The sequence below is a fragment of the Rhodococcus sp. IEGM1339 genome (assembly GCF_050321925.1).
Classification (GTDB): domain Bacteria; phylum Actinomycetota; class Actinomycetes; order Mycobacteriales; family Mycobacteriaceae; genus Rhodococcus; species Rhodococcus pyridinivorans.
Map to the genome: position 1 here is coordinate 293,898 of NZ_JBNQFT010000004.1, position 22,208 is coordinate 316,105.

12 protein-coding genes and 1 pseudogene are annotated in these 22,208 nt (G+C 64.6%); 11 read left to right on the forward strand and 2 right to left on the reverse strand.

Annotated features, from left to right (window positions below; translation table 11 throughout):
- Positions 1-335 precede the first annotated feature (335 nt).
- Both ACQR3U_RS07950 and ACQR3U_RS07955 read right to left on the reverse strand, forming a co-directional pair.
- Positions 336-776: a hypothetical protein gene (locus ACQR3U_RS07950; protein WP_213931747.1), complete on the reverse strand. Its 441-nt coding sequence runs from the start codon at positions 774-776 to the stop codon at positions 336-338.
- Positions 757-1,758, reverse strand: coding sequence for a hypothetical protein (locus ACQR3U_RS07955; RefSeq protein WP_230810149.1), 1,002 nt, complete (start codon positions 1,756-1,758; stop codon positions 757-759). The genes ACQR3U_RS07950 and ACQR3U_RS07955 overlap by 20 nt, the downstream gene beginning before the upstream one ends.
- A gap of 479 nt (positions 1,759-2,237) precedes the next feature.
- Between ACQR3U_RS07955 and ACQR3U_RS07960 the strand changes: the two genes are divergently transcribed.
- The 11 genes and pseudogenes from ACQR3U_RS07960 (at position 2,238) to ACQR3U_RS08010 (ending at position 22,169) form a co-directional block, all read left to right on the forward strand.
- Positions 2,238-2,585: a hypothetical protein gene (locus tag ACQR3U_RS07960; protein WP_230810150.1), complete on the forward strand. Its 348-nt coding sequence runs from the start codon at positions 2,238-2,240 to the stop codon at positions 2,583-2,585.
- Entirely contained in the window at positions 2,582-4,024 is a 1,443-nt protein-coding gene (locus ACQR3U_RS07965) for a vWA domain-containing protein (RefSeq protein WP_230810151.1), read from the forward strand. The genes ACQR3U_RS07960 and ACQR3U_RS07965 overlap by 4 nt, the downstream gene beginning before the upstream one ends.
- 44 nt (positions 4,025-4,068) lie before the next feature.
- On the forward strand, positions 4,069-5,295 hold the full coding sequence (locus tag ACQR3U_RS07970; protein WP_230810152.1) for a hypothetical protein: 1,227 nt from the start codon (positions 4,069-4,071) through the stop codon (positions 5,293-5,295).
- A gap of 45 nt (positions 5,296-5,340) precedes the next feature.
- Positions 5,341-8,912: pseudogene (locus ACQR3U_RS07975) on the forward strand (tubulin-like doman-containing protein).
- A gap of 1 nt (position 8,913) precedes the next feature.
- Entirely contained in the window at positions 8,914-11,640 is a 2,727-nt protein-coding gene (locus tag ACQR3U_RS07980) for a magnesium transporter (RefSeq protein ID WP_230810155.1), read from the forward strand.
- A 13-nt stretch (positions 11,641-11,653) separates the two neighbouring features.
- Complete coding sequence (locus ACQR3U_RS07985) at positions 11,654-13,648, forward strand: hypothetical protein (protein WP_230810156.1); 1,995 nt, start codon at positions 11,654-11,656, stop codon at positions 13,646-13,648.
- 1 nt (position 13,649) lies between these two features.
- Positions 13,650-16,370 (forward strand): hypothetical protein, encoded by a 2,721-nt coding sequence (locus ACQR3U_RS07990; protein WP_230810157.1) that lies wholly within the window; start codon positions 13,650-13,652, stop codon positions 16,368-16,370.
- Positions 16,370-17,380, forward strand: coding sequence for a hypothetical protein (locus ACQR3U_RS07995; protein WP_230810158.1), 1,011 nt, complete (start codon positions 16,370-16,372; stop codon positions 17,378-17,380). The genes ACQR3U_RS07990 and ACQR3U_RS07995 overlap by 1 nt, the downstream gene beginning before the upstream one ends.
- Positions 17,380-18,543 carry a TRAFAC clade GTPase domain-containing protein gene (locus ACQR3U_RS08000; RefSeq protein WP_230810159.1) on the forward strand — a complete coding sequence of 388 codons (1,164 nt, stop codon included), beginning with the start codon at positions 17,380-17,382 and terminating at the stop codon, positions 18,541-18,543. The genes ACQR3U_RS07995 and ACQR3U_RS08000 overlap by 1 nt, the downstream gene beginning before the upstream one ends.
- Positions 18,544-19,349: 806 nt before the next feature.
- Positions 19,350-20,429: an AAA family ATPase gene (locus tag ACQR3U_RS08005; RefSeq protein WP_230810160.1), complete on the forward strand. Its 1,080-nt coding sequence runs from the start codon at positions 19,350-19,352 to the stop codon at positions 20,427-20,429.
- 726 nt (positions 20,430-21,155) lie between these two features.
- Positions 21,156-22,169, forward strand: coding sequence for a DNA cytosine methyltransferase (locus tag ACQR3U_RS08010; protein WP_269572334.1), 1,014 nt, complete (start codon positions 21,156-21,158; stop codon positions 22,167-22,169).
- Positions 22,170-22,208: the final 39 nt, after the last annotated feature.

Below are 22,208 nucleotides of genomic sequence, written 5' to 3' on the forward strand. Positions count from 1 at the left end.
GCCTTTGAGGCTTTATGCTCACGCGCTTTCCGGCGTGCCCGCAACGACTCTGCGAGTTCATCTCTTACGACTTCAAGCGCATCGGCTGTGGCGGAGTTCGACAGTGTTCCCAATTACGGCTCGATCATTTGAATGTCGGCCGGGTCGAGGGCGTCGAACTTCGGGATCGCGAACTCGACGAGCATTTCGGCGGACTCGGGCGTACCTGCGGTAACGCGTATGTCGGCAGAGAGTGTGCGGATGTCGGCCGGTGAGGGGATGGGGTCGTTGTCCAGGTCAGGTGTACTCGACTCTGTGATGACGTGGTGGGGATCGGTCTGGGTGAACGCTGCCTATCAGAGATCCCACACCTGATCGGGATCGTCGAGCGCCGCGCGAATCTGTCCGAGATCACCGAGGTCGGCCAGGGGAGAGGTCTTGGCGATGTCGACGATCCCTCGCAGGACCTCACTGATCACCTGTGAATTCTCTTGCTCCAGTGCCTGATCCAGTCGGGAGAACAAGGCATCGAAGGTTGTGCGGCGTTCGGCGAAGGACTGCTCGAAGTAGTCCCTGACGATCGACTCGGCTGACTTGATGCGCTGAACTTCCGCGGTTGCGTATGTATGCAGTCGGGTGCGTTTCGTTTGTTCGACGGCGTGGATCTCGATGCATTCCTGCGCGGCGGTGACCAGCTGCGAGAGCGCTGCGAAACCGTCGACCGCAGCAATATTGCGTTTCACCGAGCCCAATACCTCGCCCTCGTGCACTTTCCGGTCAGCCTTGTTCGGCGCCACGGTTGTCTCCTTCGGTCATCGGGCGGTACCGCACGGTCAAATTCGCGCTGTTCTCGGTCAGCTCGCCGTCTCCGTCGAGGATGGGAGTCGCGGCGACGTCCCGGACTGCCTTCGACAGCGTGATTGCCTGTTGGAAGCGCGACGCATGTACGCGCGCATCGAAGGGCTCGGACTCGAGTACGTCCAGGGCTGCGACTGCTTTGACGGTCAGTGCGCCGAGCACGGAGCGCAATTCGTCGATGCGGTGGTCGACGGCGGTCAGGAGAGTGTCGGTGGTGCCCAATTCGGCATTCGCAATGTCGATCTTGGCTTGGAACTCGGCTGCTTCGGTGAGTGCCTTCTGGCCTTGCCCCTTGATGACGAATCCGCTGATAAGGAGAGCGGGGCCGATCGTCACCACATTCAGCGCTGCCGCGCCGAGTGCCACACCGCCACCACCGGCGGACAGCGCGCCTCCACCGAGCCATGCCATTGCGGCGCTCTGCGCGGCTGCTCCCGAGAGACCGGATATGGCGGCCCCTGTGCTTGCGACACCGAAGCTGGTGGCGGCAGCCGATACTGCGGATGCGGTGCCGACACCGGTCGCAACCGATGCCATGGCTCCACCGAGCCAACCGCCCAGATTCAGGTCGAGGCCGTTCGGGCCGTCGACCTGCGTGATGCCGGCCTGGAGACCGTCGGCCAGCAGCCGCTCGTTCTCCCGTACCTGCTTCTCGTGTCGACGCAAGAACTCCGCCATGCGGATGACAACGTCGGTCAACGCCTGTTGCTGCTGCCCGCCCAGCGCTTCGAGTTGGGTGTTGGTCTTCTCGACGCGTTCTACGATCGCGTCGCGGCGCTTGGTGTACTGCTCGTGGGCCCTGCGCAGTTGGTCCGCGGCCTTCTTGCGGTCGGCGATGCCTTTGCCGCTGAGTGCGACGCCGCCGCCGCCCGTCACGGCACCGATGGCGATCAGCGCGGCCGGAATCAGAGGTAGGACCATGGACTCTCCTTCGTGTGGTCGGCACAGTGTGCCACTCGACCCGGACAAATCAACCACCGCTCCGTCTGTATGGCATGGACCGACGATTCCGAGGAAGGTTGGACCAGTCGGATCTCAGTACCTGTAGGGACCAAATCCTCTGCCTCGGCGAGACCAACTGCGGACGATATTACGTTGGGGTAACGATCCCATTGGTACTCGTAACAGGCTGTGGGCGTCCCCCGATTGAAGGATCAATAACGCCGATACCTGCCGGGATGCGCTCGCCCAGGAATCGGTCCGAAGCTAGCCCCCGAGAGAAGCCTGTGCAGTCACCGTCCGACCCGTTCGATTTCAGCGAGTACTCGAGTTCGCGAGACGGGATAGACACACCATCGACGACCCCGAGCGGACCTGCATGGGGGAGCGCTCCGACCTTCGGTTCCCACCCGGACCCGTTCGGGCCGGGAGCGTCCTCGCCGGCGTTCGCGTCGACCGATGTGTTCGCTTCCGAACAACCGGTGCGTTCGTCCGGATTCTCGCAGGGCAAGACCCCCGTCGGGCGCGTCGTCGCGGCGTGCGCGGTCGCCGTCGCGGGCTTGGTTCTGGCGATCATCGCACTCGCGCTCGGCTCCGCGGGTTTCGCTGTCGCAGGCTGGGCCCTCGCCGGACCGATCGCCGCTCTGCTCCTCGCGACGTACATGATCGCGGACACGAAGCAACGTGCCCTTCCGGTCTATCAGCCGTCGAAAGCGGCACAGGTCATCTATTGGGTAACCGTCGCATGCGCGGCGGCGGGAGTGCTCCTCGGCGCATGGCAGATTGCGGATTGGTTCGGTCGACTGTGAAGAAGCTTGCAACCGTCATCATCGTTCTCCTCGGCTGCCTGCTGATCGCACCGACAGCGTCTGCTCAACCACGTGAGACCGCGGTGGCCGACTTCGGGGGCTGCTTGGCGTCGCAGCGTGAGGGTGACCTGCTCCTGATGATCGACGAGTCGGGCAGCCTGCAGCAGTCGGACCCTGACGCCGCCCGCGTGGAGGCTGCGAATTACCTTCTCGGCCAGCTTGCTTCTTTCGGCGCGTCCGCCGGTGTCGCGCTCGACGTTGCCGTGGCGGGCTTCTCCTCCGAGTTCACGATGCATGCGCCGTGGACCCGCCTGGAGCCCGGAACGCTGGGCGGACTGCAATCCGAGGTCGATGCGTTCCGTTCACGTACGTCCGGGCTCGACACCGACTACTGGCTCGCGCTCGACGGCGCCCGAGGCGCACTGGCGGAGCACTCGTCCGGAGGCTCCACGTCGTGCCAGGCCATTGCCTGGTTCTCCGACGGCAAACTCGACTTCACGGCTCGCGATGGGGAAAAGCCCTATGCGCCGGGTCTTTCGCTGTCCACCGACGAAGGTGTCGCTCAGGTCGTCGGCGCGGCAGGCGAGTCGATCTGCCGACCCGCAGGCGTCGCCGACCAGCTGCGGTCGTCCGGTATCGCGACATTCGCGGTGGGCCTCGCCAACGGCACGGCGCAGGCCGCCGACTTCGACCTGATGCGCTCCATCGCGACAGGCGAGCCCGTGGCAGGTCAAGCGTGTGGTGCGCGCACCGAGCCCACGCCGGGCGACTTCTACCTCGCGCAGAACATCGACGATCTGCTGTTCGCCTTCGACGCCTTCAGCAGCCCCGGTCAGGCTCCGCTCGAGAACGAGACGGGCGTCTGCGCCTACGAGGTGTGCGAGGAGGCGCAGCACCGCTTCGTGCTCGACGACTCCATCGGCTCCGTCACGGTTCTCGGATTCGCCGATGCCGAAGGTCTGGTGCCGACGCTCGTCAGCCCGAGTGGCGAAGAGCTTCCCATGGCCTACGCCTCAGCAGAGTCCGGTTCGTCGGTCGACGGCGTCGCGGTCGATTACCGCTGGCTCTCCGATCGCTCGGTGTCGTTCACGATGGAGCAGCCGGAGAACGCCGCCAGCGAGTGGCAGGGCATGTGGGCTCTCGTGTTCGTCGACCCCGACGGGTCCGAGCCGGCTGCCCGCTCCAAGTCGAACATCCACATCTCCGGAAACCTGTTCCCGGCGCTGCTCGGCCAGGACGTCACCGCCATCCACGCCGGTGAGGTCACGTCCGCGGTCCGACTGGGAATCGTCGACTCCGACCGCGAGGAGATCGATCCGTCCGAGCTTCTCGGATCCGCGTACCTGGGCGTGTCGCTCACCGACGCGGCGCAGGTGGATCACACGTTGGCGTCCGGGGTGTCCAAGGACGCGATGGTGAACCGATCGAGCTGGACCTGACGAACGTCGCGCCCGGTGAGGCGACACTGCGTCTCGTCCTCGAAGTGACCACCGCGGACGCCACCGACGAGTCGGGCTCTGTGATCGCTCCCGGCACCGACCTCACGCCGCAGTACGTGGACGTGCCGCTGAACCTTGCTCCGCCGATCGGCTACCCGACGGTGCCCGGCCGGATCGACTTCGGGCAGGTGGAAGGTGCCGGTACCTTCCCCGGCGAGCTCGTGATCCAGGGGCCCGGGTGCGTGTGGGTCGACCCTGCCTCGCCTGTTCGTATCGATGCAATTCCCGATGGCGTCGGAAATACCGCACTCACTGTCGGCGGAGCAACTTCGCCGGAGAACTGCCTCACCATCGAGGAAGGGACGAGCGGCACCCTGCCCCTCGAACTCGCTGTCTCCGAAGCGGGCAACGGTGCCTTCAACGGTGCGGTCCGTCTGATGATCGCCCCCGAAGGCGAGCCCGACCGTGCGATGCCCGTCGATGTGCCGTTCACGGCCGACCTGCTCAAGCCTCTCGACAGCGCACGTTTCCTGCTGGGCTTCCTGGCGGTGTTCCTGCTGGGTGTCGGCATTCCGTTCGCGATCCTCTATGCACTCAAGTGGTGGGCCTCGCGCATTCCCGCCGAGACTCTCAAGACCCAGAGCTTCGCCGTGACGATCTCCGATGCGGGTCTGCTGCGTGACGGGCGACCGTTCGCCTTGCGCGACAACGATCTGCAGGAGATCGTGCGCGATCTCGGCAAGCCTGCTCGCACACTCGACGTGGACGGCGCTCGGCTCGAAACGAAGATGGGTGCCTCACCTGTGGGCGCGGGCTATGTGCTCGTGCGCGCGCCGGGAATGCTCGGGGCATCCGGGGCGAATCCCGGTACGGACCGTCGGACCGGCGATGCCCGGCTGCCACTGGCCGTACACAACAATTGGGTTCTGCTGCACGATCCCGAAGGTCCCGCCGACCAGGCGACCCTGTTGCTGCTCGTGGGAGCGACTGCCACGAACGAGCGGGTGATGGGTCTCGTCGACGACGCCGGTCGTCGGGCCCGCGGCCTCGTCGACGGCCTGCGTGCACGATCGGCGCCTACGGACAGCACGCCACAGAACCCGGCCCAACCGCAGCCCGTCGCCGGAGGTGCGCCTGCTGCCTCGCCGTTCGATCCGTTCGGGGCGCCGACCTTCGGTGCACCCCCGCCGTTCGGTGGCGGCCCGTCCGGCCCACCGCCGTCGAGCGCCCCTGGTCAACCCTTCGACCCGTTCCGCCCGCCCGGTGCCTGACGGCCCCGAGACGACACTTTTCTCGCATTTCTTGGAAGGACCGCAATGAGGCGATTTCTGATAGTGGGCTGCGGCGGATCCGGTGCCGTCACCCTCGCGTACATGATGGATCAGCTCCGGTCCGACCTCGCCGCTGCCGGGATCGACAAGATCCCCGGCGGATGGCAGTTCGTCAGCGTCGACGTGCCGACCGCCCCCGAGGCCGGCCCGGACGGTCTCGGCAACGTGCGCGACCAGGGTGGCGCTACTTCGGCAGTGGGCCGCAGGGCGATTCGTACGCGGTCCTCGACAACGCACTGAGCAATCAGCTCGGCGCGCGAAACAGTTTGCACGAGATCGCGGCCTGGGCCCCGCGCGATCCGTCGGCCGTGACGGTTCCGATCGGTTCGGGTGCGGGACAGTACCGGGCCCTCGGCCGCATGATCACCCTCAGCAAGGCCGGCGGCATCCGCGACACGCTGCAGCAGGCATGGGACCAGCTGTTCACCGTGCAGACGGCCACCGAGATGTCGGCATTGAACATCCCCGGCAGCGGAAGCTTCGAGCAGGAGGAGTCGCCCATCGTTCTGGTGGTTTCGTCGATGGCCGGTGGCGCCGGCGCGTCGATGGCCCTGGACGTGTGCCGCCTGCTGACCCTGATCCCGAAGCTCGACCCGCGCCTGATGGGCGTGTTCATGGTGACCCCGGACATTTTCGACGGTCTCGGCCGCAGCGCGACCACCGGCGTGCGCGCCAACGCGCTCGCGATGCTCGGGGAGATCGTCGCGAGCCAGCTCGGCTCCGCACGTGAGCACGACGTGGAGATCCTGCGCGCCCTCGGTCAGCAGGCCGGCGAGGGCGAGAAGGTGCCGTTCGCGCGCGTGTTCCCCGTCGGCCGTCGAGTCGGAGTCGAGGGCGCACCCTTCGGCGACGGTTCGCAGAAGGCGATCTACCGCGGTCTCGCCCGTGGTCTCGCGGGAATGATGATGAGCGGCGCGGCGACCCGCCAGTTCGTCCAGTACGACCTCACCAACGGCGCCGGCCTCTCGGGGCAGCGCGAGAACATGGGTTGGGGTGGCCAATGGGACAATCTGCCCTGGGGCACCTACGGCTTCTCCAGTCTCAGCATGGGACGCGACCGCTACGCCGAGTACTCCGCTCAGCGGCTCGCCCGCAGCACCGTGGATCGCCTCCTCGACGGCCACCGCAACCCGGGGGACGTCTCGTCGGACGAGGACCAGGTCAACGCGACACTCGACAGCCAATGGCAGGCCTTGCTCGAGAACATGGGACTGCCTGTGGTGCAGGCGGATCCGCGTGGTGCGCAGGCCGGCGTCGGCCCGTGGTTGACGACCGGGGTGCTCTCGTCCGAGGACGGGCAGCGCATGGCCCGCCAGATCGTGGAAGCCGAACTGCGCCCGTATCTTCCGTCGGGTAGCGGTCTGAGCGCGGCGCAGTGGGTTCCCGAGATCCGCCGGGCGCTGGGTATGAGGCGCCAGGCCCTCGTGAACTCGGCGGACCAGCACGCCCTCGGACACGCCTTCCAGTGGCATCGTGGGCTGGCGCAGCGCATCGAACAGACGATCGCGAAGGCCGTCGCGGACCTCGGCCTGCCGTACGCGACGACGCTGGCCAACCGGTTGTCGGTGCTGCTCAAGGACCAGATCCGGGCCGGCGCCGAAGAACTGTCGCGACACGCCCCTGAAGACATCACCGCGCAGTCCGCGGACACCGCGCAGATGCTCGCCGCGCTCAAGGGCAACATCGAGAGCGACGCCGACATCCTCGAACGGGTCATCGCGAGTTGCAGTCAGAACGTCTACCGGCAGCTCTATGCCTCGTTGTCCAGCAAGGTATCCGACGTTGCGGCTGCGCTCGTGCCGGAGATCCTCAAGCCGCTTCTGGACGCGCTCAACGATTCTCAGACCGCGCTTCGCAAGGACCGCAACAAGCCGGCCAGCGATGTGGGTCTCGCGCGCCTGTCCGCGGATCAGTACGGGGCGTGGCCGGCGGACAAGAGCGACCGTGTTCCCAAGCGTTTCGCAGAAGCGAACAACGAGGTGATGCTGACGCCGTCGGCCGACTTCATGGATCAGTACCGGAACGATCTGCCGATGGCAGTGACCTCGGACGTCATGGGGACCCCGCCGTTCGAAACCGCTGTGCGACGGGCCGTGGTGGACGTGGTCACCGGCATCTGGACCACCATCGACGGCAGCCTCCCGCCAGGGGAGGAACGTCCGGTGCTCGAGCGGACGTCGGCGTGGCGCAGCCGCGCGTTCCCGTTCGATCCGACCACCCGGGAACCCCTCGTGCCGTCCGCGGCACGTTACGACGTGCACGTCCGGCCTTCGGAGCTGCTCGAGCGGGCGCGACAGTTCGTCGCGAGGACGGGGGAGTCGTTCGACCGCTTCTGCCGGGTGTCGATGCGCGAGCACATCGAGGATGTCTCGGTGCCCGAGTACGCCCTGGAAGAGCGGCGTCATCGTCTCCAGATCAAGTTCGTCGAGGCGCTCTCGCTCGCCCGTCCGCTCGCCAGCGTGAACCAGCAGGCGCTGGAAGCGTTGCATCCGGGTCAGCAGGTGGAGTACCGGTACAAGTTCTCGTCGATTCCGTTCTTGAATCTTCCTGTCGCCGATGCGTTGTCGCAGGTGCTGCAGAAGAACCCGATGATCGATCACGAGACGCGGTCTGCGTTCGACCGGTTGCTGACCGAAGAGGACAAGCTCACCCGCATCGACATCTTCGGTTCGTACCCGAACTATTCGCCGCTGGCCTACGATTCCGTCGTCGTCCCGGCTGCCAAACAGTGGGCCGACTCCACTCCTGCGCAGCAGGAAGCGTTCTGGCAGTGGCGTCGCGCTCGGCCGCTCGTCGCGTCGTTGCCGATGCACGAGAGCGAACGACGCGCCATGACCGCCGGGTGGTTCCTCGGTCTCGTCACCGGTCGTCTGCGTCTTCCGGCCGAGCCGTACAACGAGCCCGTGCGGGTGTGGGACGGATCGTCGTCGACCTGGCTCGACTTCCCGAACCCGCTGCTCACTCCGCCGGCGCGTTTCCTCGCGAACAACGACTGGCTTCCCGCTGTCCTCGAATCGGTTCTGCTGGCGATGGCGCGTTCGCACGAGTCGCCGGTGATGAGTTCGATGGCTCCCTACCGCGCGTTGCGCGCAATCTACGACGCCTCGGCGGAGAAGCCTGCGAGCGGCATCCTCGAGGTGTCGGCGAAGGGGGTGCTCACCGACTGGCTGCGCACCGGCGACACCGGCACGGGATGGCAGTCGCAGGTCGCGGACACCGGCCCCGACGTCTCGATCGATGCCCGCGCGAAGCACGCGATCTCGTGGCTCACCACCGTGCGCGACCTCACCGGTCAGCACTATGTGGCTCCGGGCCGCGCCGGCGCGACCGGCGGTGGGGTGTTCTCCACGATCACCGTGCGCGACCAGGCTTCGCAGACACCGATTTTCCGCGACATCGCGGAGGATGTGTACTGGGCTGCCGGTGAGCTCATCGACCTTGTCGAAGAGTGCAAGATGCGCGCCGAGCGACCGGACCACGCCGAACCCGCTCCGACGATGAACGCACCCACCACTCCGGCGCAGACCTTCCGCATCCCGGACATGGGGCAGTTCTGACATGAGCAATCAGGGCAACGACGTACTGACGGTGTTCGTCGCGTCGCCGGGTCCGGCCCGGGGCGTGCGGGACGTACTGCGCGATCTGTCGGCCGCGGACCTCGTGGGGTCGTTCGTGTGGCTGGAGGACAGCGACGTCGGTGGACCGGGCGCACAGATCCCGGCAGCGGAGATCGAGCGCGGCGTCGATCACGCCATCACCCTTCAGGACGTACTCGCATCGCGCCACTACGACCTGGTGCGCCTGTGCGTTCTCGTACCGAGTGGCGCGGATGCGGTGCCGGTCCGTCTGGCCACGGAAACGATGCTCGCAGAACTGTTGTCGTCGAACTCCGGTGGTGCGCGGTGCGTGCGCATGCGGGTGCTGCTCCGGCGACCTGCCGACGATCAGTCGAGCACAGCCACCGCGGCACTCGCCGGCTGGCACAACCTGCTGGTCGCGCCCGAGGACTCGCGCGGTCCCGGCATGGGACACGAATCCCTGGTGTCGACGACCGATCCGGTGGACGTGGGACGCCAGGCGGGTCCGGTGATTGCCGGCATCACCGGTCTGTGGACCGACGTCGACCACGCTCCGTTCGACGACGAACCCGTGCTTCCGGGTAATCCCCTCCGGGTGGTGCGATCGTTCTACCGACGCCTCGACACCTCGCACGCCGAACATCGACTGCATGCCGAACTGCTCGAGTTCGACGGTCAACTGCCCCTGCCGCGCGATGCGGGCACCGCCGTCCTCTACGTCGACGACGTTCCCGGTGCCACGCGGCAGATGGCGCACGCCGTGTGGAAGAAGCACGGACATCTGCTGACCAGCGCGCGGGTCACTGCTCCGCCGAAACGCGAACAGCGAGCGATCTCGCTGTTCGATGCGCTGAAGATGACCGGGCGGTTCCTGCTTGCGGTGCTCAAGAACGCACCGTCCGTTCTGTTCGACCGCGTGGTGTTCCGGGCCTCGACGTCCATAGCCAACGCAGCGCAGCGGGCGCTGTTCGGGTCCTCACCCGCCGCCTTCAGCGTGGTGGTCGGAGGCGTCGACGGCGACGGAAATCGCGTGTCGTGGACCGCGTACGAAGCGGCGTCACGTCAGATCGGGGCCGCACTCGACGAAGGCAAGGGAACGTCTCAGCCTGCTCCGGACCTCTCGGCACTCTGGCGGGACTACGTGCGTGGTGCCCTCACCCTGGCGGATGCTTCGGAGAGGTCGGCGGGGCTGCCGCCGGTGCAGGTCGGGGCTCACCGCGCGGTGCTGCGGTCGGCCGCGGACATCGTTCCCGGCCCGGGCGACGACTTCACCGACATTCCGGGCGTCGTCTCGGCCACCTCCAAAACCCACATCGCCGAGGCCGCGGACATCCTCGGCATCGAGGAGTTCCGCACAGGCTTGCAGGCACTGGAGCACGATCCGGTGATCGGCCTGGACGCGCGCCGGACCGGTGCGGCGGTGAAGGCGTGGGCGGGGCGGACCCGCCACAGTTATGCCGTTGCCTTCGGATCGATGCTCACCGCTCGTCTCAGCGCCGATATCGCGGAGGCGAGCACGCTGCTCACCCGGATGAAGAGCATGGAAACCCTGCGCGATCCCGCCGAAGAAGCGGCCGACGTACAGAAGCGCATGTTCCGGCGCGTGCACATCGCCACGCTCATCAGCGTGCTGATCGGGGGTGTCGCCGGCGTGCTGGCGTGGAAGGAAGTCATCTCGTGGTGGTGGGGCGGTCCGATCATCGCGCTCTGCGTCCTCGGGTGGGGCGTGGCCGTCACCTTCATCTGTCAACGCTCGCAACAGCATCTGGAGAATATGCTCGCCGAACGTGAAGCGGCCACCGCCGCCCACGACGCCGACCGCGTGAATCTTCGTGCTGCTCTTCGGGAGATCGAGGTACTGACCGGCGCATACCGTCAGTACCTGTCGTGGAGTCGCGCACTCGGCGCCTTCCTCGCACGGCCACTCGGTGTGCCCGAGCATGTGCTCACCATCCACCGGCGAGTCGAGTGGGGCCTGCCCCGGCACAGTGCGATCGGGTCGGGAAATCCCGACGACGGCAAGATCGCGCGGGTCGCGGATCAGCTGCGCCAGGATCTGTTCACCGTCGGCTGGTTGACCGAACCGTGGGACACGGTCTCGGGTGGAGCAGGTGCCGCACTCGGTGGATCGGCACGTGACGTCGAACGCGAACCGAGCCTGCTGGCCACCAAGGTGGGTGCCGGCTCCGGATCACCGCTCGACGACTGGTCGCTGATGTTCTACCGCGGACAGGTGCAGTCCACCGGCGCCGCCGTGATCTGGCAGCGCGCCATGGGCGAACTGACCGGCCCGCGCACCAATCTTGCACGAGACCTGCTCGACGTCATCGAATTCCGTGTGGACGGCAACGTGCGACGCGCCGGAGTCGACGAGTTCCTCGCCGGCGTCGGCCGACCGACCGAGGGTGGGTTCCTCGACCGAACGGCATTCAGCGACACCGCGACCATGCGGGGAGCGTCCGCCGTGGTCGGCGAGATCCCGACGATCAACCGGGTGGGATGCGGCCTCGTCGCGGTCACCACCCAGTACACCGAGGGCATCTCTGCCGAGGATCTTGCAGGTCCCACTACGTCGACGAGTGCGCCCTTCGATCTCCCGGAAGTTCCGGACTTCGCGATGCGTCCGGCGCAACGTGAGGAACTTCCCGCCCAGCGGCCCGGGACGGGCTCGTACGTCGCCCCCGCCGTCGACGGCATCAACTTCTGAGAGCGAGGATTCCGTGCCGGAAGGTGTGTTCGAAGCGCTGAAGCTGTGGCGGCAGCAGGAGATCGACGAGGGCCGCTTGCGTCCGGGGCTGATCAAGGACACGCATCTGCAGCAGATCGTCCGGTCCGATCGACGTACGGTGGGCGAGATCGAGCCGATGTTGCCCCGCCACGCTAAACCACTGGTGGGAGGGCTGGTCGGGGCGCTCACGTCCGCGCTCGCGGAGGCGCCCGTCGGAACCACCGAACCTGCGTCGTCGGCGGCCGACCCCGAGCCGGCGCCGCCCGAGCCGCTCCCCGGTAGCGAATTCCTGGTCGATCTGAGTACCGAAGACTTCTGCGAATATCTGCACGGTGAGTCGGAGGTCGTACCCGGCCCCGTCACGATCACTCCCGAACCCGGCGGCGGGCACCGACTCGAATGGGCAGGGTTACCCGAGCGGACCGGCTCGACCGTCCTGTACCGGGTGGTGTCGGGGGAGACCCATCGCTCCTACAAACCGGAGGCAGGGCGTCTCGTCGGTGTCACGCGCGGCACGATGATCGTCGATACCGCGCCGTCCGCAGCTGCCGTGCGTTACCTGCAGGTGTGGGCGCACATCGGAAGCAACGACCGGGACGCCGCAGCCCGGCAGCCCGTCCTCGTCGCCGAAGGCCAACTACTGAGCGCCGTCCAGGATTTCGTCGTCATCGAGGACGACGGCACGGTCATCGGCGAATGGTCGGTGTGGCCCGGGGTGTCCCGGGTGCGGGTGCTGCGGATTCCGCTCGACGGACGTTCACCGGTGACCAACGATCCGCGTCACCGAATCCTTGCCGACCAGCCCAACTTCGGTGGTTTCGTCGACCGGGACGCGCAGCGCGGGCATCGCTACCTGTTCCGCGCGATCTGCGAGATCGAGGTGGACGGCCATACCCGGCTGTCTCCGGCGGCACAGGCGGAAGTGCTGGTTTCCGCAGTCCTCGAACCGGTAACCGATCTGGAGGTCGCAACCTACGGACACGACGACGACCTCCGGTTCGATCTGCGATGGACACCGCCCGAAATCGGCGCCGTGGTCATCTACCGCACCGAATCCGCGCCCAGGGCGGGAATCGACCGGGAGCTCCTGGACGCCACCGCGCTCGATGTCTCGGGCGGATTACCGGCGTCTGCGCGACTCGTGCACCCGGTCGTGGTCGGAGACGACGGCAGGCACAGCATGGCCACCGTGTCGTGGCCCCGCGGATGGGTCCGCGCCTATTTCACTCCCGTCACGGTTCTCGACGGACAGGTTCAGGTGGGGCGGACCGTCATCGCGACTCGCCCGTTGGCCGCGCTGAAGGATGTCCGGATCGTCGAGCGCTGCACCGAACAGGTCGTGACGTTCCCGTGGCCTGCCGGGGCGGCCTCCGTATCCGTCTACGTGAGCGCGTCCGAGGTACCCGCGGAGCACGCCGTCGAACAGCGTCCGGTCGCGGAAATTTCCCGATCGCAGTACGAGCGGGACGGCGGGCTGCACCTCGCCGATCAGCTTCCGGAGCAAGGCTGTGCCGTGCACGTGGTGGCCATTGCCTACACCGCGGGTGAACGAATCGTCGGTCAGCCGGCCAGCGTCGTCTATCCGGGGCTTCTCCGTATCCAGTACACCGTCGAAGCGCGTCATACTCCGGGCGGTCTGGTGCTGGCCATTCGCCTCGCCTCCCAGTTCGAACTGCCCAGCGCCCCAACGTTCGTCGTGATCCACAACCGGACCCGACTGCCACTGAGTGCGCGGGACGGCCAGCCACTGGAGATCCGAGGAGGGAGCGGCACCGAGCCGGGCGCACGCAACTTCCAGCCCGGCGGTCTCCGGAGCGATTGGGGTCAGCCGTGGCTCGTCGACGTCAGCGACAAGTCGGGATTCATCCGCGTATTCGCGGACGTGCGGCCGGAGAAGGCACGCACCATCGCGTTGCTCGATCCGCCCGTCGAACAGATCAACCTCGATCTGATCGAGCGGCTCCCGATCGGCGACCAGGTGCAATGACATGACCGCAGAGGACGCCGAACGCCCGCGGTTCGGCCAGCTCACCTACACCTCCTTCGACCGCCCGGGCACCGCGAGCGGCGGATGGCAGGTCAAGGACATCAGTGGCGACCTCGACCGCGATGAGAAAGAACTCCTGCGTACCGGCATCGTCACGAGGTTCGAGGCGATCCCGCCGGTGCCGAGGTTCCCGAGCGTCGAGGAGCTTCGCGAGCGGCCTCGTCGACTGATGTATGCGAAAGGACCGGGCAAGACGGGCCTTTACTGGCACACGGTTCCGGCCGGCGCCGATGCCTCGGGACGTCCGGGAAACGTCTTCGTGCACAGCATGATCGATCGGTCTCCGCGCGGATCGTCGTTGATCCGCGCTATCGAACGGTGGCGTTCGCCGGGATGGCTCACCCCCTACGGTGCCGACGAGGTGGCGACGTCCAACCTCGGTTCCGTCGAACCCGCGCCGACTGACCTCACCTCGCGTGATGCGGTGCTGGACTTCCTTCTCGAGCCGTCCACCTGGCGTATCGGCATCTTCAGCGTGCTGCTCGACGCGGTAGGAAGGGCCCTTGCAGGCGGACCTCCGGTGGTGCTCGGCTGCCGGGACACCGACAGGGCAGCGCACTGGATCGCCGCCGTCTCGCACTTCATGTCGCCCGGCACCTGCCGCAGATTCGGCTGGTCCACCTTCGACCGGTTACACGCGGTGGACGACGCCGTCGCCGGTGGCGCACACCTGATCGCCGTCCCGCTCGACGACCTTCCCGGTGACACGCCGGGGTGCGTCGTGTTCGGCGAACTCGAATCACCCGACCTCGGTGAGCTCGACGGTGAACCCCACTGCGTCGCGAACGGCGACCTCGTTCCGGTCGGGCCGTGGTCGCTTCTCGCGCAGACGGTGCTCGTCGATGCCGACGTCGCGCGTCGGGCGCTCGCCCGTCAGGACGAGATCGCACGGGAAGTCGGTGACGACGGTCTCGCACCGATGTGGCCGCTCGCAATGGCGGTGGTTGCCGACGGCGAACTGCACGACGCGCTCGATGAAGCGACAACCGTTCTGCTCGAGCAGAGTCCGGCCGGTGTCCTCGGGACGGACCTTGCCTCGCTGATCTTCGACGTCGTCGACCCCGGCCTGGGCGAAACCGCAGAAGACGCAGTACACGCACTCGGCCGGTGGGTCACGGACGACGCCCTTGCCGCACCGGTACGTGAACTTGCGACCAGGATCTTCGCGCACCGAGCATTCGACGACCACGCATGGCTTTCTCATGCCGATCCGAGTCGTCGCGCACTCTTCGAGCACTGCGTCCGAACCCCCGACCTGGCCGCGGACGCCGAACAGCGGCTCCTCGACCTCCGCGCGCGGACGCACAGCGGTTTTGGGCACACGAACGCTGTCGTCGAGGCACTACGAGTACTCGACGCGATCCTGCGCGCCGACCTCGTCGGTGCGCGCGGCGCCGAGCTGGTGTTCGAGATCCTCGAACTCGGCGTCGTCCCCATTCTGTGTGATCCGGCTGCCGGGTCCGCTGTGGTCGCGGAGGTCGGTCGCGTGGGTGAGACGCCCAGCGTCGACTACCTGCAACCGGCTGTGGTGACCCACCTGGACTTCTTCTCGCGTCCGCTCGGGAGGCGGCTGGATCCTTCCGTCTTCCGGTGGCTCATGAGCAGCCTCGAAGAACAGCCGCCGTTCGACGAACTCGCTCACGACCTGTCCGTGGTGGCACGTCCGGTGTGCATTCTGGTCGCCGAGGGGGTCTTCGCCCTCACCGCCGAAGGCAACCGAGTGCGCAGCGAGCTCGCGACGATAGCGGTGTGGCGGGCCTTCTCGGAGATCAACGATGGATCGGCGCCGGTCGAGGGATTGGACCAGGTTGTCGCGGCACTGAATTGGACCGCAGGTCAGTGGCGACGGATGGTCGAGGCGTATCCGAGGGTTGTCGCGCCGCGCTACCTGATGAATCTGGTGGTCGGGGAGCGGTGGAGTACAGATGTCGATGTGCTGGCCCGCCACGTGATCGGATGCGGCGACCAGGCCGGGTTGTGGCGTCGGAATCCCGCCGTCGATGAGCTGGCAGTGAGCTGGGCAGCGATCCGGCGGCGAGAAAATTGGAGAGACGTCACCGGCTACGTCTTCGACCATGCGTGGCAGACCCACGGTGCGCCGGTGCTCGACGACTACCGCAGGTGCTGGGGACCGCGCCTCGCGGCGGATCTTCTCGCTCGGATCGCGGTCTTGACGGTGGGAGCGCTGGCCCGCTCGTCTCGTCACGCGTCGACCCTTGCGGACTTCCCGCCCGACCACGTCGACGCACTGGCCGACGCCGTAGCCGCGGAGCCGGAGTACGTCGTGAACGCCCTCGCGGAACTCGTGGATTCGGGTGCTGTGGAGCCGGATTGGCTGGTTGCCAACGCTGTGTTGAGTTCTCCGCAATCGTCGAGTGTGCCTGTCGCGGTCGAATCGCCGGCTCTTCTGAAAAGATTCGTCATCGGAACCGGTTCGGAGAGTCGAGGATTGCTCGACGACGTGGTGTCGTCCCTGTTCCCGATGTCGCGGTTCGGCTCTCCCGCCCGCGTCAAGGCGGCCCTCCGTTCCCAATTCCTGGCAGACGGACACCGTGATGCCGACCGGTTGTGCGACGCCTACGCAGCATTCGTCGTGTGGTGGTTCGACCGGCGGCTGGCCGACGCCGAACGTGAAGCTTCCCGACCGAGAGGATCGATCTGATGCCGGGTTACGTACTCGATGGGGCCGGCCGCGTGGAGTTGCCGAGGCAACCACTCGCGGTCACCGTCACCGCGCTCGACGTGCCTGTGGTGGTTCGCGCGATCACGTCCGACGGGGGAGAGGTCCCGGCGGCACTGCATCCCAAACCGGGCTTCCTCGTGTTGCCGCGCGTCGACACCGAGGTCGTCGTCGTGGCGATGCCCGGTCATGAGCGCGGATTCCCGCAGGGCACCGTGCTGCAGGCGACCGTCGCGGTCGATACGGCCACTTCGGACCCGGACCGTGCAGAGCTGACGCCACTCGACGTCTCGGGACTCCACCACGTCGAACTTGCAACCATCGCACCCGCCGGCGATCGCCTTGCTGTTCACGCCCGCAAGACCGCTGTGGACGTTCCGCTGAACGAACTCGGTGCCCGGGCGCGCTCTGCTGCGCGCGGGGCCCTCGGCGTCGACCGTTTGCCGGAGAGCAGGCAGGTGCGGATCGAGGTGGACATCGACACCACGATGTCGATGCTGCCGCACATCGAGGACGGCAGTGTGCGCGACGTCGTCGACCTGCTGACCGGTATCGCCGCGGTGATCGGACGACGAGAAGAACTCCATGTCAATTTGATCGGGCACCGAGCGACTCCGGTGCCGATCGGTGAGTTGCGGGGCGCGGCGCAGTCGGTGCAGTCCGCCCTCGATGCGGCCGGGCTGGGAATCGGATTCCGGTCGGCCATCGTCGATCGCTCGTCGTACACGGAACCCACCGTGGTATTCACGATCACCGACGACGTACCGGCGGACCATGCGCTCGGTCCTGTGCCGGGCGTTCGACGTCGTCCGATCGTCCTGCAGGCCGGGAACGGATCGGTGCAGCAGGTCGCGGGGGACGAAGGCGTGGTGTCGGCCGGTGCGGGTCGTGCGAACCGCGGTTGGTTGGACGACCCACAGGATCTGTTTCGAACGGTGAAGTCACTGGTGGCGGGATTGCCCAGCGGTGCCCAGCAAGAAGGTACGAACTGATGACGAAATGCCCTCGGTGCTTCACCGAACTTCCGGCCGAACGAACAGCGTGGGTGCCGACCGCCCCGGCGGAAGTGGAGCCCGATCCCGTCGCAACGGCGTACCAGGGCACTCCGGTGCGATCCGGCAAGGTCGTGTACCTCGACCGGCCGGCCGCAGCGGGTGACGACTGGGCACCTGATATGGACGTGGTCGAGGAGAAGGCCGGCGGCCCGGCCGTGGAGGCGTGCCCGACGTGCCATTACAAGTTGCCCGTGGGGCTGCGAGGCGCCCAGACCACCTGTATCGCCATGGCCGGTGCCCGTGCGACCGGAAAGACCGTCTACATCGCGGTTCTCGTCAAAGCGCTGCAACTGCTCGGTGAACGCCTCAACTGCGTTGTGGAGCCGGTGACCTCCGAGACCGAGATGGTGTACCGGGAGTTGTACGAGAAGCCGCTGTACGTGGAACGCGGCATCCTCGAACCCACGCCGGCTGCGCACACGAGCAACCAGTATCAGCGCGAGCCGCTGATCTTCTCGCTCGGCATGTGGAACGGGCGACGCCAGTTCCTTGTCCTGCGGGATGTCGCGGGGGAGGACCTCGAGAACCCGAACAACGTGCATGTTCAGCACATGCGATTCTTCGCGCACGCCGACGGCGTGGTGTTCATGTTCGATCCGCTGCGCGTCGAATCGGTGCGCGAGCAGCTGCACGACCTCGTCCCCGTGCAGGAACGGGTGGGGGGCGACCCGCGGTCGGTGCTGAGGACGGTGCTGTCGATCATCGGAGACGAAGCACCGAACCTTGCGGTGGTGTTGTCGAAGTTCGATGCGCTGCAAGCACTCCACAACGTCGAGGGCAGCGACTGGAGCGAGATCATGGGACACCCGGGCGCGGCGTTCTCCCGCGACCCGAGCCTGCAGTACGCGCCGTACAACGAGATGGACGGGCGGTTGCTGCACGAGGAGGTGCGGAGCCTGCTGGACAAGCTGGAAGCGAAGTCGATGGTGATGGCGGTGGATCAACCGCATACCGGCGCGGCGCTGAACAGTAGGTTCTTTGCGGTTTCGGCGCTAGGGGAGTCGCCGGTGGGGGATCGGCTGCACCACAACGGGATCTCACCGTTCCGGTGCTTGGATCCGGTGAGATGGACTTTGGCACAGCGGGGGGTGTGGGTGTGAAGCAACGCTTGCACTCGACAGGTCGGGTGTAGTTCTCCTGTGCAACCGAGAATCTTGAGTCGAATTTCAGTTTCCGTAACGACATAGTTGCTCGCGACGATCCCTCTTTCGACCGGTTCGTAGTACCGGTATTCCGAAGGGGATAGATGATGTCGTGGAGCCTCGGTGCTCGTGGTCGCGTTGCAGGAACCGTGTTGGTGGCTGCTGCGTTGGTAGTAGGCCCGCCGGCTTGTAGCTGGGAATCGGAAACCGGTGCCTCGGTCACCCAGCCGTTCACAACAACCCAGACGTCTGCGTCCGTAGCTCCGTCGACGACATCGCCAGCAAGCTCGTCGACTACCGCGATGACTCCAGCTCCCGTGGTCGCACCGTCAACCACCACGTCGTCGGCCGTATCTGTTGTGTCGACGGTGCCGATGCCGAACGTAATGTGTATGAATCATCAGGATGCGCAGAACCTCATTCAAGAACTTGGGATCCTTTACTCGCCTAGTACCGACGCGACCGGTAAGGGCCGGAACCAGGTACTCGACGCGAACTGGGTCGTTGTTGGACAGACCCCAGGGGTTGGGGTCCCGATCGGTGACGGCGACGCCGTGCTTTCCGTTGTGAAACTGACAGAACCGAATCCCTGCTGAACGAACTCGAGTGCGAGCTGTGTCGTTTGGTCCCGTGATCCAGGGCACCCGGTACGCAGACACCCTGTCCGGCAAGCAAAGTGCTACACCCTCTATCCTCAGATCGAGGTGGAGACGATAACTAGGACGGGCTACCACGAGTAGGTCGGACTCACATTGGGGGCGGAGATGAGCACAGCGGACCACAAGAAGCTTCAGTCCATGTGGGACAATGGAATATTCGAACCTAGTATCCACCACATTCGATTTCCGGTGTTCAAAAATCTCGCAACAGACCTTCGGATCGAATTTGATTACCCGGTAACTGCGATAATTGGTCCGAATGGTTGTAATAAGACCGCGATTTTGCGGGCACTGCAAGGTGCTCCACACGGAAATGACCTTGGGAATTATTGGTTCGGGACTGCGATGGACGAGATTTCCTCAGATGAAAGGCACCGATTCATCTACGGGCGACGGTCCCAATCGAGTATTCCTGAAGTGGAAGTCGTAAAGACCAGAATCGGACGAATTCGAAGCGCGAGGTCAACCAAAGAAATTGACCCAGATTTGTTTGAGCCCAGCAGGCCTTTGTTGATGCCACCAGACAATATGGAAAGGTACCCTTTCGAGAAAAATCCTCCACCAGACGGGTCGAAGACCCGCTGGAATGCAATTAAGAAAAACGTCGAGTATATAGATTTCCGTAACCAAATTTCAGCATTTGATTGGTTCTTCTATCAAGCGGAAAGCGCGGGAAGCGCGAAAATGAGCGTTCTCCAGGGTTTGCGGGAGCGTAAAGATAAGATACGTCGGAGATCGCTGAGATTGGCAAGAGCGGTTTCCTTGAAGCTGAGCAGTGACGACTACTACGGCATTGAACGTATCATGAGGCCTGTGCAAGAGATTGAAGATGATAAGAAGAAATGGGTTGAAAGGCTGCTCGGACGGTCTTACAGCTCAATTCGAATAATCGAACACAGGTACTTTCGGCCGTCGGGCGGTTGGACTGTGTTGCTGCGATCTAATGATCTCTCATATTCCGAAGCGTTCGCAGGTTCTGGCGAGTTCGCTGCCGTTATGCTCGTCAATCGCGTGCTCTCCGCTCCCCCGGGATCGCTAATATTGCTGGACGAGCCTGAGATATCATTGCATCCTGCCGCGCAGAGAACCGCCGTTGAATTTTTTTTCTTTCGCCGCAAAGATCCTGAAGCACCAAATTATATACGCGACGCATTCTCCGGACATGATCCGAGACTTGCCTCCTAACGCAATTAAAGTCCTTACAATCCGAGACGATGATGGCACCGTTGACATCCCAACACAATCGTCATCGCCGCGTGTGGCTTTCGAAACTATAGGCGCGTCCTATGAGCGCCCAACAGTAATTGTGGAGGATAAATTAGCTCGGGCGCTCGTCGAAAAGGCGTTGGATGGAACCTCCATCGCGAGTTCTGTTGATATACGGTTTATACCAGGTGGCGCTCAAACACTATGGTCTCACTACCTCCCGATGTGGGCACATGAAGGTAGGCGCAATCTGCTACTCCTGCTGGACGGGGATCAACAATGTGAAAATCCTCGACCGTCAAACGACATACCTTTAAGTGAACGTGAGGCTGAACTGCAAAGATCGCTCAACAGCACCAAACCAAAGTTACCTTATGGTGAGGGTGAGACAGACTCTGCGCAGAATAGGGCCGCGGCGGTGGAACGCGCCCTCGAATGGCGTCGACTTTACGTCGACTTCCTTCCATGTATAACGCCAGAAGAATTTATTTGGAAGGAGCTAGGGCGTAGCTGTGAGTCCGACTACAAGAACGCTTGGCGCTCCATGGCTCAAGAAAGACTAGGAGCCGAACCGAGTGGGGACGAGATCTTCGTACTCCAGAGAATTGATCTAAATTCGTTAACGCATGAAAATGAAGTTTTAAAAGGTATCAGGAAAATTGTCGATAATTTTCAACGGGGGGTTGTAGCGTGAGAGCTAGTGAAGTGTCGGTAATTGATTTTTTTTCCGGATGTGGAGGAACTAGCGCTGGCTTTAAAACTGCCGGTATGAATATCGTTGCTGGGATCGACTCCGACCATGACGCAGCTGCTACGTTTCGTAGGAACTTCCGGGGTTCCTCGTTTATTGAAGCGGACATCAAAACGGTGACAACTGAACAGGTGGCTGAATTGATCCCCAGTGAAGCAATTACACTTTTTTCTGGATGTGCGCCCTGCCAGCCGTTCTCGCGTCAGAATGGTCATCGTTCTCTGAATGACCCTCGGCGAAATCTGTTGGGAGAATTTCAGAGATTTGTGACCCATCTCCGCCCGCATCTCATTGTCGTGGAGAACGTCCCGGGTCTTCAATCCCCAGTTCAGAAGGGGCCTTTGGAGGAGTTCCTTAAGAGCATCTCATCCCAGGGGTACTCATTTGAAGTTGGGGTACTACGCGCATTGGAGTACGGTGTTCCGCAAGAACGTCGGCGGTTAGTGATTGTAGCCTCCAGGATTGGCTATCCGGTTCTCCCGCCGCCGACTCACGCGGTGGGGAAGAGAAGGGCTAGAACGGTTCGGCAAGCAATTGGAAATCTGCCTCCGATCCGTGCGGGCGAGGTTGATGAGCGCGATCCTGACCATGCAGCAATGAAGCTATCCGAGGCGAACCAGATACGTATTCAGGCGACGCCAGAGGGCGGGGATCGGCGTGACTGGGACTCGTCGCTTGTTCCCGACTGCCATGTAGTACACGGTGGGCATACTGATGCATATGGTCGGATGTGGTGGGACCGTCCGGCTACCGGACTCACGACTCGTTGTTTATCGTACTCTAACGGACGGTTTGGGCACCCGGAGCAAGACCGTGCAATTTCGCTACGTGAGGCTGCGTGCCTGCAGACCTTCTCGCGACGCTTTCGATTCGAAGGGAGTTTGACATCACGAGGGCGTCAAGTTGGAAATGCAGTTCCACCTTTAATGGCGCGGAGAATAGGAGAGGCGTTGATTCAGCCACTGTGACGTAGGGTACTGCTGCACGAACAGACGACAGATAGCGTC